Source organism: Streptomyces sp. NPDC055099 (genome assembly GCF_053607685.1).
This window is the reverse complement of record NZ_JBSGUA010000016.1, coordinates 65,888-77,908: the sequence shown is the minus strand read 5'-3', so window position 1 is coordinate 77,908 and position 12,021 is coordinate 65,888. Positions and strand designations below refer to the sequence as shown.

The following is a 12,021-nucleotide window of genomic DNA, read 5'->3' as shown; positions in this document are numbered from 1 at the left end:
GTTACCCTCGCCGTATGTCTACGCCCCGCATCTCCTAGCCAGGACACCGGTCTCCACGTCACCCGTGTGTCCATTCGCTACTGCGGAGCGTTACCACATGATCACCGCCCGACGCATCGACGTCCGCGGCGGCGCCCGGCTTCTGCTGGCCGGCGCCTCCTTCCACATCGCCCCCGGCGACCGCATCGGCCTCGTAGGCCGTAACGGCGCCGGAAAGACCACCCTGCTCAAGACCCTCGCGGGGCAGCTCGCCCCGGCCGCGGGCACCCTCACCCGCACCGGCTCCCTCGGCTACCTCGCCCAGGACCCCGCCGCCGCCGACCCCCACGGCACCGTCATGGCCCGCATCCTCTCCGCCCGCGGCCTCGACCGAGCGGCGCAGGCCCTGCGTACCGCCGAGAGCGCGATGGCCTCGGCGACGAGCGCCGCCGAGCAGCGGCGGGCCATGGCCGCCTACGCCCGCGCGGACGACGCGTTCCAGGCCCGCGGCGGGTACGCCGCCGAGGCGGAGGCCGCCCGCGTGGCCGCCGGCCTCGGGCTCCCCGAGCGCACGATGGACGCACCGGTCGGTCACCTCTCCGGCGGCCAGCGGCGCCGCGTCGAGCTGGCCCGCATCCTCTTCTCGCGCCACGACACCCTGCTCCTCGACGAGCCGACCAACCATCTGGACGCCGATTCGGTGGGCTGGCTGCGGGGATACCTCGGGGCCTATCCCGGCGGGCTCGTCCTCATCAGCCATGACACCGGGCTCCTCGCGGACACCGTCAACCGCGTCTTCGCGCTCGACCCGGGCCGCGCCGCCCTCGACGTACACAACACGGGCTGGCGCACCTTTCTCGACCAGCGCGCGGCCGACGAGCGGCGGCGCGGCCGCGAGCGGGCCAACGCCGAGCGCAAGGCCGCCTCGCTGCGCAGTCAGGCGGAGAAGATGCGCTCGCACGTCGCCACCGCCACGGCGGCGAAGAACATGGCCCGCCGAGCCGACCGGATGCTCGCCGCCACCGAGCCCGTGCGGCGCGGCGAGCGGGTCGCGCGTATCCGGCTGCCGGAGCCCGCGCCGTGCGGACGTACGCCGCTCGGCGCGGTCAGCCTGGTGAAGGCGTACGGAGGCCGTCGCGTGCTCGGCGGCGTCGACCTGGCCGTCGACCGGGGGAGCCGGCTCGTCGTCCTGGGGTTCAACGGCGCGGGGAAGACCACCCTCCTGCGTCTCCTCGCCGGGGCCGAACTCCCGGACAGCGGCCGTGTGGTGCACGGTCACGGTGCCCGGCTCGGCTACTTCGCGCAGGAGCACGACACCCTCGACCCGGGGTCGACCGTGCGGGAGAACCTCGCGGCCGCCGCTCCCGGCCTGACGGACGGGGAGGTGCGGGGCGTCCTGGGGTCCTTCCTGTTCCGCGGGGACGACGCCGACAAGCCCGCAGCGGTGCTCTCCGGCGGCGAGAAGACCCGCCTCGCGCTCGCGGGCCTCGTGCACTCGGGGGCGAACGTGCTGCTCCTCGACGAGCCGACCAACAACCTCGACCCGGCGTCGCGCGACGAGGTGCTCGGCGCGGTGGGCACGTATCCCGGCGCGATCGTGATGGTCACGCACGACGAAGGAGCCGTCGACGCGCTGCGGCCCGACCGCGTGCTGCTCCTGCCGGACGGGACCGAGGACCTCTGGGGCCCTGACCACCGCGAGCTCGTCACGCTCGCCTAGGGCCCGCGGGAGGGACCTCAGCCGGTGCCGGGAACGCTGAGGCTGCGGGACGAACGTGCCCGCAGCCTCAGCGCAAGCAGCGGGAAGACGAGCACCGACACCATCGCGGCCCCGACGAGCGCCGCGGCCTCACCCGCCGTCAGGGCCTTGTCGTCGAGGCCGATGGTGGTGATCGCGACGACGAGCGGCAGGGCCGTCGAGGAGTAGAGCGTCAGCGCGCGCCGGTCGTGCGCGGCCAGGTCCCGAGGCGCCAGGAAGTACACAGGCAGGCCGCGTACGACGAGGAAGAGGAGGAGGAAGGCGGGCAGCAGGACGAGTGCGCGGCCGCCGTGCAGCAGGGCGTCCAGGTCGAAGTCGATGCCGGTGACGATGAAGAAGACCGGCACCAGGAAGCCGAAACCCATCGCCTCGATCTTCCCGAGGATCACCTCGCTGCTCCCGGGCACCGCGCCCTGCAGCACGAGGCGGGTGAGCAGGCCCGCCGCGAACGCGCCCAGGAGCGTGTCGAGGCCGAAGGCGTACGAGAGGCCGAGCATCGCGGCGAGCAGCAGCATCACGAAGCGCACCGCGAACTGGCCGCTGCTGTGCAGGGTCTTGGCGATAACCTGGGAGAACCAGGGCGGCCTCGGCCGCAGCGCCCAGAAGACCGCGGCGGCCGTGACGGCGGCGAAGGCGACGAGCACCACGGTCGAGACGCCGGGGGAGCGTCCGCTCAGGAGCAGCGACATCGCGATGATCGGCCCGAACTCGCCGACCGCGCCGAAGGCCATCATCACCGTCCCGAAGCGGCCCCGCAGATCCCCGGAGTCGCGCAGGATCGGGAGCACCGTGCCGAGCGCGGTGCTGGTCAGCGCCGTGCCGATGACGAAGCTCTTGGTGACGGCGCCCGCGGTCAGCGCGAACGCGACGCCGAGTCCGAGCGCCAGCGAGATCACCCACGCCCACACGGAACGCCGCAGGGTGTCGCCGCGGACTGCGCCGAACTGGATCTCGTACCCCGCGAGGAAGATCAGCATCGAGAGGCCGAGGTCCGAAAGCATGTCGATGGCCGCGTCCTGATGGGCCCACCCCAGCACGTCGGGGCCGATGAGGATGCCGAGCAGGATCTCGAAGATGACCAGGGGGACGGGGAGCCAGCGGCTGAAGCCGTGGGTGAGGAGGGGTGCGAGCACGGCGATGGCCATGATCAGGATGAGGGTCCCCGGCTGCGACATAGCTTGTATTTAACCTAAAGCCGGGCAAATGTGCCGTCTCAGGGCAGCTGAGTCGCCGTGGCCCTCAGCGCGTCCAGGAGGCCCCCGACCGCCGGGCGGTCCGGCGCCGGCCCTCGCACCGCCGCGTGGATCGACCGGAGCGGCACCGGATTGCGGACCTCGCGGACGACGACACCGGAGTGCGGCGTGTCCAGGCCCAGTTCCGGTACGAGGCTGACGCCGAGCCCCGCGGCGATGAAGCCCTGCGCCGTGGCGTAGTCCCCGCTCTCCACCACGAAGTCCGGGCTGAAGCCGGCCGACCCGCACGCGTCGAGGATGGGGTCGAGACAGGGCCCCGGCGACTCGCTCGCCACCCACGGCTCGTCGGCCAGGTCCGTCATCTCCAGGACCTGCTTCGCCGCCAGCGGATGCCCCACGGGCAGCACCGCCTTGTACCGGTCGTCCAGGAGATGCTCGAACCGGACGCCCTCCACGCCCAGTTGGCCCCGCGGCCTGACCACGAGGGCGAGATCGGCCTGCCGGTCCAGGACGGCGGGCAGCGGGTCGTCGGGGTCCGACAGCTTCAACTCGACCTGCACACGCGGCTGCGTGCGCCGGAGCGCGGCCAGGGCCGGGGCGACCAGCTTGGCGCCCGCCGTCGTGAAGTACCGCATGGCGACCCGGCCCGTACGCCCCGCGCGCAGTTCGGCGAGCGCGGTCTCCGCCTCGGCGAGCTGCTTGCCGATCGCCACCGCGTACTCGGTGAGCAGCCGCCCGGCGTCCGTCGCCCGCACCCCGCGGCCGGTGCGCTCCAGGAGGGCGATGCCCGCCTCCTTCTCCAGGGCCGCCATCTGCTGGCTGACCGCGGAGGGCGTGTACCCGAGGTTGCGTGCCGCGGCGGTCACGGAGCCGCTGGTGACCACTGCCCGCAGGACCTGCATGCGCCGCGTATCAAGCATGCAGGTCACCTTAATCCGGGCCGACGACCCTTTCGTACAACTAACAGGGCGAGCGGGCACCCGCTGGATAAGGTCGGCAACCGATGAGCGACAACTGACCGTGTCACGACGCAAGGAGTGGACATGTCCTACCCGGAGCCCCGCTATCTCGGCGAAGAGGGCGAGATCAACGCCGTGTTCAGGCCGGCCGACCAGGAGCCCGAGCTGGTACGCCCCGGCGGCAACCGCACGCACTACCTCGCGACGCACGCCTCCACCGGCGGCGAATTCGGACTCTACAAAGTGGACTTGGGCCCGAAGTCCCCCGGGCCGAAGACCCACTTCCACAAGGCGATCTCGGAGTCCTTCTTCGTCCTGTCCGGCCAGGTCCAGCTCTACAACGGCGAGCGCTGGATCACCGGCGGCCCCGGCGACTTCCTGTACGTGCCGGTCGGCGGCCTGCACGCCTTCAAGAACGACGGCGACGACCCCGCCTCCATGCTCCTGCTGTTCGCGCCGGGCGCCCCGCGCGAGGAGTACTTCGAGCAGGTGGCGGAGATGGCCCAGAAGGGCGGCAAGGAGTTCGGCGAGTTCCTCGTCAAGCACGACAGCTACTTCGTCGAGAGCTGAGGACCACGGCGAAGACCGGCCGTCGGGATCGGCAGTGGCCATGAATTGCGGTCCCGGCCGAACGGCGGGACGCTGGAGAAGTCAGCTCCGCGGCTGATGTCTGAGGCTGTTGTCGGCGGCAGACGTCTGCGGCTGATGAAAGAGGTCGGCTCGCGGCTGACGGGGGGCGCCAGGACGCCGGCGCACGAACCGCTCACCGACGGCCCGACAGGGGGAGGGCAGGGGAGGAAGACAGGGGGAGGCCGGCCGCGAGGCCGGTGGCGAGAAGCGGTGTGCGCCTCGGCAAGGAGCCCGTCATGGACGGCAGCACCCTCGAAGACATGAGAGCCGCGCTGCGCGGCCCGGTCATCGGTCCGACGGACCCCGAGTACGACCGGGCCCGCACCCTCTACAACGCGATGATCGACCGGCGTCCGGCCGCCCTCGTGCGGTGCGCGGACGCGGCGGACGTCATGGCCGCCGTCGACTTCGTCCGCGACCGGGGCCTGGAACTCGCCGTGCGGGGCGGCGGCCACAGCGGCGCCGGGCTCTGCGAGGTGGACGACGCCGTCACCATCGACCTCTCCCCGATGCGCTGGGCGCGCGTCGACCCGGTGGCGAGGACGGCCCGGGTCGGCGGCGGCAGCCAGCTCGGCGACCTGGACCACGCCGCCCACGCCTTCGGCCTCGCCACCCCCGCCGGGATCATGTCGACGACGGGCGTCGGCGGCCTCACCCTCGGCGGCGGCCACGGGCACCTCACCCGCAAGTACGGCCTGACGATCGACAATCTCATCGCCGCGGACGTCGTGCTCGCCGACGGCAGCTTCGTCACCGCGAGCGAGTCCCAGCACCCGGACCTGTTCTGGGCCCTGCGCGGCGGAGGCGGCAACTTCGGCGTCGTCACCTCGTTCCGCTTCCGGCTGCACCCGGTGGGTGACGTGGTCGCCGGGGCCACCGTGTGGCCGGTCGACCTGACCGGTGACGTACTGCGCTGGTACCGCGACTTCCTGCCGCAGGCCCCCGACGACCTGAACGGCTTCTTCGCCGCGCTCACCGTTCCGCCGGGCCCGCCGTTCCCGGAGGAGATCCACGGCCAGAAGATGTGCGGCGTCGTGTGGTGCTGGACCGGCGACCCGGAGGACGCCGACCAGGCCCTGGCCGCCGTACGCGAACCGGGCCCGCCCGCCTTCCACTTCGCCGCCCCGATGCCCTACCCGGCGCTGCAGACCATGTTCGACGAGCTGATCCCCACCGGCCTCCAGTGGTACTGGCGCGGCGACTTCTTCGACCGGATCACCGACGACGCGATCGACATCCACAGGAAGTACGCCGAGAACCTCCCCACCGACCTGTCGACGATGCACCTCTACCCCGTCGACGGTGCCGCCGCCCGCATCGACCAGGAGGACACCGCGTGGGGCTACCGCGACGCGGTCTGGTCCGGGGTCATCGGCGGCATCGACCCGGACCCGGCCAACGCCGGGGTGATCAGGCAGTGGTGCGCCGACTACTGGGAGGAACTGCACCCGCACTCCATGGGCGGCGCCTACGTGAACTTCATCGGCGAGGACGAGAGCCACAGCCGCGTGAAGGCCACCTACCGGGACCACTACGCCCGCCTGACCCGCATCAAGAACGCGTACGACCCCGCCAACCTCTTCCACGCCAACCAGAACATCGCCCCGGCGCCGTGACCCTGCGTCGCGAAGCCTCACCACTCACCACGCAACTCACCGCACCACTCTCCGCACCACACACCCCATCACTCGACAAGGAGCAGCAGTCATGCCGATCTTCATGCACGCTGCCGTCCCGGGAATCACGACGGACCAGTACGACACCCTCAACGCGAAGCTCCAGGAGACTCCCGAGATCTTCGACGGCTGTATCGCCCACGTGTGCGTGGCGGGCCAGGACGGCCTGGACATCTACGACGTCTGGGAGTCCGAGGCGCAGATGAACGCGTTCGGCGAGAAAATGATGCCGGTGGCGGCCGGACTCGGCTGGCCGACCAGCGAAGGGAAGTCCGAGGTGTCCACCATCTACAACCACTGGATTCCCGGCGCCTGAACGAGGCCGCCATGGAGCGGACATCCACGGATCAGACATCCACGGATCAGACATCCACGGATCAGACACCCCTGGGCGATGTCAGCGCACCGGGGCGGGTCGCCGCCTCCGGGGAGGGCATCAGCGAGGAAGAACTGGCGCTCGCGGCACGCAATCACGGCCTGCCGCTGGAGGCCTTGGGCCACGACGTCACGCCCCCGGGCCTGCACTACGTACTGGTCCACTACGACATCCCGTACATCCCCGAGGCTGACGCGAACGGATGGCGGCTCTCCGTAGGAGGGCGGGTCGGCGAACACCTCGACCTCGGCCTCGAGGAACTGCGGCGACTGCCGTCCGTCACACACCGGGTCACGATGGAGTGCGCGGGCAACGGCCGCGCCAGGCTGACGCCACGGCCGGTCAGCCAGCCCTGGCTGGTGGAAGCGGTGGGAACGGCCGACTGGACGGGCGTACCGCTGCGGACCGTGCTGTCCGCGGCAGGGGTCGAAGCCGACGCGGTCGAGGCGGTGTTCACGGGCGCGGACCACGGAGTCGAGCGCGGCGTGGAGCAGGACTACCGCCGCAGCCTGCCGCTCCCGGTGGACGCGGAGGTACTGCTCGCGTACGAGATGAACGGCGCCCCGATCCCGCCCCAACACGGATACCCGCTGCGTCTCGTGGTCCCCGGCTGGTACGGCATGGGCAACGTCAAATGGCTGCGCTCCATAGAGCTGGTCGACACCCCCTTCACGGGCTTCCAGCAGGCGGTGGCGTACCGCTGCCGCCAGTCCCCCGAAGACCCCGGCGAGCCCGTCACGCGCATCGCCCCGCGTGCCCTGCTGATCCCGCCGGGCTTCCCGGACTTCATGTCACGGGTACGCGTGGTGCAAAGCGGCCCGGTGAATCTGCGGGGCCGCGCGTGGTCCGGGTACGGCCCCGTCACGCGGGTCGAGGTGAGCACCGACGCCGGCCACACCTGGACGGACGCCGAGGTGACTCCGCCCGGCCCGCACCGCTGGGCCTGGCAGCCCTGGCACACCACATGGACGGCAACCCCCGGCCACCACACCCTGACAGCCCGCGCCACCGACACCACGGGCCACACCCAGCCCCTGGACCAGCCCTGGAACAGAGGCGGCTTCGCGAACAACGCCGTACAACGCGTCGAGGTCCTGTGCCGCTGAAAGCCCCCGGAAACGTCGAAGGGCCCCACTGCGAACAGTGGGGCCCATCAACCTCGTGCCCGGTGAGGCACTGGCGGAGGATACGAGATTCGAACTCGTGAGGGGTTGCCCCCAACACGCTTTCCAAGCGTGCGCCCTAGGCCACTAGGCGAATCCTCCGCGGCAAACAATACAAGACGTTGAGGAGTGCTCGCGAACCAGATCCGTCCGCGGTCCCACAGCCGGTCTCAAGATCGCTTCCGAGATCGTTCCGCGGGGGATGCCGGGGTGGGGCCGGCGTCGCTTCCGGGCCCGGGGATCCGCTAAGGTGGGCGTCAGCCCCTCACGTGGCGCTATCTGACTGAACTCCCCCAGGGCCGGAAGGCAGCAAGGGTAGGTTGGCTCTGGCGGGTGCGTGGGGGGCGCTTTGCGTTGGGGCGGTCCTGGTTGTCAGTGGTCGCCATTAACCTCGTATGTGTGTCGTCTCTCGCGTTGTACCGCCGTTATCGCCCGGAGTCGTTCGCCGAGGTCATCGGGCAGGAGCATGTAACCGACCCGCTGCAGCAGGCGCTGCGCAACAACCGGGTCAACCATGCCTACCTGTTCAGTGGCCCGCGCGGCTGCGGCAAGACGACGAGCGCGCGCATCCTGGCCCGCTGTCTCAACTGTGAGCAAGGTCCCACCCCGACGCCCTGCGGCGAGTGCCAGTCCTGCCGCGACCTGGCGAGGAACGGCCCGGGATCGATCGACGTCATCGAGATCGACGCCGCCTCGCACGGAGGCGTGGACGACGCCCGTGATCTGCGCGAGAAGGCCTTCTTCGGCCCGGCGAGCAGCCGGTACAAGATCTACATCATCGACGAGGCGCACATGGTCACCTCGGCGGGCTTCAACGCCCTGCTGAAGGTGGTCGAGGAGCCCCCGGAGCACCTCAAGTTCATCTTCGCGACGACGGAGCCCGAGAAGGTCATCGGGACGATCCGGTCGCGCACGCACCACTATCCGTTCCGCCTCGTGCCGCCGGGGACCCTCCGTGAGTACCTGGCGGAGGTGTGCGGCCGGGAGCAGATGGCCGTCGAGGAGGGTGTGTTCCCGCTGGTCGTGCGGGCCGGTGCCGGGTCCGTGCGTGACTCGATGTCCGTCATGGACCAGCTCCTCGCCTCCGCGGCCGACGACGGTGTGACGTATGCCATGGCGACCTCCCTTCTCGGTTACACGGACGGGTCGTTGCTCGACTCCGTGGTGGAGGCCTTCGCCTCGGGGGACGGCGCCGCCGCCTTCGAGATCGTCGACCGCGTCATCGAGGGCGGCAACGACCCGCGGCGCTTCGTCGCCGACCTTCTGGAGCGGCTGCGGGACCTGGTGATCCTCGCCGCGGTTCCGGACGCGGCGGAGAAGGGGCTCATCGACGCCCCGTCGGACGTCGTGGAGCGGATGCAGGCGCAGGCGAGCGTCTTCGGCGGCGCGGAGCTCAGCCGCGCGGCCGACCTCGTGAACGAAGGCCTCACGGAGATGCGGGGAGCGACATCGCCCCGCCTGCAGCTGGAACTCATCTGCGCCCGCGTGCTGCTTCCGGCGGCGTACGACGACGAGCGCTCGCTCATGGCCCGCCTCGACCGGCTGGAGCGTGGCGGCAACTTCATGGCGGGAGCGCAGGGCGGGGCGCCCGGACCGGCCATGGGGTACGCGCCGGGGCCCGAGGCTCACGCGGGTGTGCAGCAGGGGGCGGCCATGCAGCCGGGGCCCGCCGCGCCGCAGGTTCCGCCGGGGGGCGGGGTCGCGGCGGCGCGGGCCGCGGTGCGGGGAGGGGGCCAGGCGGCTCCTGCTCCTGCCCCTGCGTCGGCCCCTGCGCCCGCTCCCGCTGCTCCTCCCGTCGTCCCGGAGCCCGCGGCTCCGGTTCAGGAAAGCCCTCCGGTGGCTCCGGAGCCGGCTGCTGCCGCCGCCCCGCCGTCCGGCGAGCGGCGCCCCGGTGGGTGGCCCACGGCTTCGGCGCCCGGCAGTGGCCCGGCGAAGTCCGCTCCTGCGGCTTCCGCTCCGTCTGCCCTTGCTCCGGAGGCGGCGCCCCGGCCGGGCGGCTGGCCCACGGCCGCGGCGGCGGGGGGCGGTGCCCCGGCCCCGCAGGAGACCGCGCCCGCGCAGGCGACGCCCGCTCCGGCGGCCTCCCCGGCTCCGGCGCAGGCCCCGGCCCAGGCGGCCCCGGTGGGCGGCCCCGACCCCCGGACCCTGTGGCCGAACATCCTTGAGGCGGTGAAGGGGCGCCGCCGCTTCACCTGGATCCTGCTGAGCCAGAACGCCCAGGTGGCGGGCTTCGACGGGACGACACTGCAGATCGGCTTCGTGAACGCGGGGGCGCGGGACAACTTCGCCAGCAGCGGCAGTGAGGACGTACTGCGGCAGGCGCTGTCCGAGCAGTTCGGGGTGCAGTGGAAGGTCGAGGCGATCGTCGACCCCTCGGGGGGCTCGGCACCGCCGCCCGCCGCGGGCAACTTCGGGGGCAGCGCACCCTCGCCCGCGGGTGGGTACGGGGGCGGTGCGCCGTCGGCTCCTCAGCAGCACCAGCCGTACCAGCAGCAGCGGCAGTCGCCGTCGTCCGCGCAGCCCGCCGCCGGTCCGGCACCGGCTGCTCCCGCGCCTGCCCCGGCTCCCGCTCCGGCCCCGGAGCGACGCGTCGCGGACCACGTCTCGCCGGAGGACGACACATGGGCGGACGACGACCCCGACCTGGTCGAGTCGGCACTCTCCGGCCATGACCTGATCGTCCGCGAGCTGGGCGCGACGATCGTCGAGGAATACAACAACGAACCCTGAGCCACCGCCCCCGGGGCCCGGGACAGCGCCCCATCTCTGGAGGAACGTACAAACGAGGCGGTCCCCAGGACTGGGGCGGCCGTACGAAGGCACGGGCCGCGCCAAGCTAGGCTGGCGCCCGTGAAGGTCCTCGTCATCGGCAGTGGTGCCCGCGAACACGCCCTGTGCCGCTCTCTGTCCCTCGACCCCGACGTCTCCGCCCTGTACTGCGCCCCCGGCAACGCCGGCATCGCGGACGTGGCCGAGCTGTACCCGGTCGACGCCCTCGACGGCAGCGCGGTGGCCGCCCTCGCCACCCGGCTCGGTGCCGGGCTGGTGATCGTGGGCCCGGAGGCGCCCCTGGTCGCCGGAGTCGCCGACGCCGTGCGCGACGCCGGAATCCCCTGCTTCGGCCCCTCCGAGGAGGCCGCGCAGCTGGAGGGCTCCAAGGCTTTCGCCAAGGACGTGATGGCGGGTGCCCAGGTGCCCACCGCGCGCTCCTACGTCTGCACGACCCCGGAAGAGATCGACGAGGCCCTCGACGCCTTCGGGGCGCCGTACGTCGTCAAGGACGACGGTCTCGCCGCCGGCAAGGGCGTCGTCGTCACCGACGACATCGAGGAGGCCCGCGCGCACGCCCTGGCCTGCGACCGCGTCGTCATCGAGGAGTTCCTCGACGGCCCCGAGGTCTCCCTCTTCGCCGTCACGGACGGCGTCACCGTCGTACCGCTCCAGCCCGCGCAGGACTTCAAGCGCGCGCTCGACGGGGACGAGGGGCCGAACACCGGCGGCATGGGCGCGTACTCGCCCCTCCCGTGGGCCGACCCGAAGCTGGTCGACGAGGTCATGGAGAGCGTGCTCCAGCCGACCGTCGACGAGCTGCGCCGCCGCGGGACCCCGTTCGCGGGGCTGCTCTACGCGGGCCTGGCGATCACCAGCCGGGGCGTAAGGGTCATCGAGTTCAACGCCCGCTTCGGCGACCCCGAGACGCAGGTCGTCCTCGCCCGCCTGAAGACCCCGCTCGCCGGGGTCCTGCTGGCCGCCGCGAACGGCACCCTCATGGACCTGCCCCCGCTGCGCTGGAGCGACGACGCCGCGGTGACCGTGGTCGTCGCCTCGCACAACTACCCGGAGACCCCGCGCACCGGCGACCCCATCGAGGGCCTCGGTGATGTCGCCGCACAGGATGCCCCGGACGCGTACGTCCTGCACGCGGGGACGAAGCGCGACGGTGACGCGGTGGTCAGCGCGGGCGGCCGTGTGCTCTCCGTGACCGCCACCGGCACGGATCTGACCGAGGCCCGCGAGCGCGCGTACAAGGCGCTGGCCCGCATCCGCCTCGACGGCTCCCAGCACCGTACGGACATCGCGGAGAAGGCGGCCTCGAACGCGGCCTCGGACACGTCGTCGAAGGCGGCCCCGGAGGCGGCGCAGGCGTAACGAACGTCACTCGCGCGCCACCCGCGAACGGCTCACAGGCCCCGGATCTGACACTGGATCCGGGGCCTGACCGTCATCCACCTTTACCCAAAGCCATTCCATCGAGTGACCGCTGGCCCATCCGGCTGACGATGCCC

At 72.0% G+C, this 12,021-nt stretch carries 9 protein-coding genes, 1 tRNA gene and 1 other RNA gene; 8 read left to right on the top strand and 3 right to left on the bottom strand.

What is annotated here, in order from left to right:
* The first annotated feature begins 97 nt into the window (after positions 1–97).
* Entirely contained in the window at positions 98–1,699 is a 1,602-nt protein-coding gene (locus ACWFRU_RS32470; RefSeq protein WP_453691699.1) for an ABC-F family ATP-binding cassette domain-containing protein, read from the top strand.
* Between the two features lie 17 nt (positions 1,700–1,716).
* Here the strand turns inward: ACWFRU_RS32470 and ACWFRU_RS32465 are convergent, their stop codons facing one another.
* Positions 1,717–2,913 (bottom strand): cation:proton antiporter, encoded by a 1,197-nt coding sequence (locus ACWFRU_RS32465; protein ID WP_453691698.1) that lies wholly within the window; start codon positions 2,911–2,913, stop codon positions 1,717–1,719.
* A gap of 38 nt (positions 2,914–2,951) precedes the next feature.
* Positions 2,952–3,851, bottom strand: coding sequence for a LysR family transcriptional regulator (locus ACWFRU_RS32460; protein ID WP_453691697.1), 900 nt, complete (start codon positions 3,849–3,851; stop codon positions 2,952–2,954).
* Between the two features lie 123 nt (positions 3,852–3,974).
* Here ACWFRU_RS32460 and ACWFRU_RS32455 point away from each other — a divergent pair, with 123 nt between their 5' ends.
* From ACWFRU_RS32455 to ACWFRU_RS32440, 4 genes are all read left to right on the top strand, one after another.
* Complete coding sequence (locus ACWFRU_RS32455) at positions 3,975–4,460, top strand: cupin domain-containing protein (protein ID WP_453691695.1); 486 nt, start codon at positions 3,975–3,977, stop codon at positions 4,458–4,460.
* A 296-nt stretch (positions 4,461–4,756) separates the two neighbouring features.
* Positions 4,757–6,136: an FAD-binding oxidoreductase gene (locus tag ACWFRU_RS32450; protein WP_453691694.1), complete on the top strand. Its 1,380-nt coding sequence runs from the start codon at positions 4,757–4,759 to the stop codon at positions 6,134–6,136.
* A gap of 91 nt (positions 6,137–6,227) precedes the next feature.
* Positions 6,228–6,512 (top strand): hypothetical protein, encoded by a 285-nt coding sequence (locus tag ACWFRU_RS32445; RefSeq protein ID WP_453691693.1) that lies wholly within the window; start codon positions 6,228–6,230, stop codon positions 6,510–6,512.
* Between the two features lie 11 nt (positions 6,513–6,523).
* The gene (locus ACWFRU_RS32440) at positions 6,524–7,678 is read left to right on the top strand and encodes a sulfite oxidase (RefSeq protein ID WP_453691692.1); all 1,155 of its coding nucleotides are present in this window, start codon (positions 6,524–6,526) and stop codon (positions 7,676–7,678) included.
* Positions 7,679–7,749: 71 nt separating this feature from the next.
* On the opposite strand, the gene ACWFRU_RS32435 is transcribed toward ACWFRU_RS32440, so the two are convergent.
* A tRNA-Ser gene (locus tag ACWFRU_RS32435) sits at positions 7,750–7,837 on the bottom strand.
* 154 nt (positions 7,838–7,991) lie between these two features.
* On the opposite strand from ACWFRU_RS32435, the gene ffs reads away from it, so the two are divergent.
* The 3 genes from ffs (at position 7,992) to purD (ending at position 11,884) form a co-directional block, all read left to right on the top strand.
* An RNA gene (ffs, locus tag ACWFRU_RS32430) (signal recognition particle sRNA small type) lies at positions 7,992–8,090 on the top strand.
* Positions 8,091–8,134: 44 nt separating this feature from the next.
* Positions 8,135–10,465 carry a DNA polymerase III subunit gamma and tau gene (locus ACWFRU_RS32425; protein WP_453691691.1) on the top strand — a complete coding sequence of 777 codons (2,331 nt, stop codon included), beginning with the start codon at positions 8,135–8,137 and terminating at the stop codon, positions 10,463–10,465.
* Between the two features lie 120 nt (positions 10,466–10,585).
* On the top strand, positions 10,586–11,884 hold the full coding sequence (purD, locus tag ACWFRU_RS32420; protein WP_453691690.1) for a phosphoribosylamine--glycine ligase: 1,299 nt from the start codon (positions 10,586–10,588) through the stop codon (positions 11,882–11,884).
* Positions 11,885–12,021 lie beyond the last annotated feature (137 nt).

Bases quoted from the DNA above. Each gene is read 5' to 3' on its own strand.
- ACWFRU_RS32460 (WP_453691697.1), bottom strand. From the start codon at position 3,851: ATGCTTGATACGCGGCGCATGCAGGTCCTGCGGGCAGTGGTCACCAGC.
- ACWFRU_RS32440 (WP_453691692.1), top strand. From the start codon at position 6,524: ATGGAGCGGACATCCACGGATCAGACATCCACGGATCAGACATCCACG.
- ACWFRU_RS32470 (WP_453691699.1), top strand. From the start codon at position 98: ATGATCACCGCCCGACGCATCGACGTCCGCGGCGGCGCCCGGCTTCTG.
- ACWFRU_RS32455 (WP_453691695.1), top strand. From the start codon at position 3,975: ATGTCCTACCCGGAGCCCCGCTATCTCGGCGAAGAGGGCGAGATCAAC.
- ACWFRU_RS32465 (WP_453691698.1), bottom strand. From the start codon at position 2,913: ATGTCGCAGCCGGGGACCCTCATCCTGATCATGGCCATCGCCGTGCTC.
- ACWFRU_RS32450 (WP_453691694.1), top strand. From the start codon at position 4,757: ATGGACGGCAGCACCCTCGAAGACATGAGAGCCGCGCTGCGCGGCCCG.
- ACWFRU_RS32445 (WP_453691693.1), top strand. From the start codon at position 6,228: ATGCCGATCTTCATGCACGCTGCCGTCCCGGGAATCACGACGGACCAG.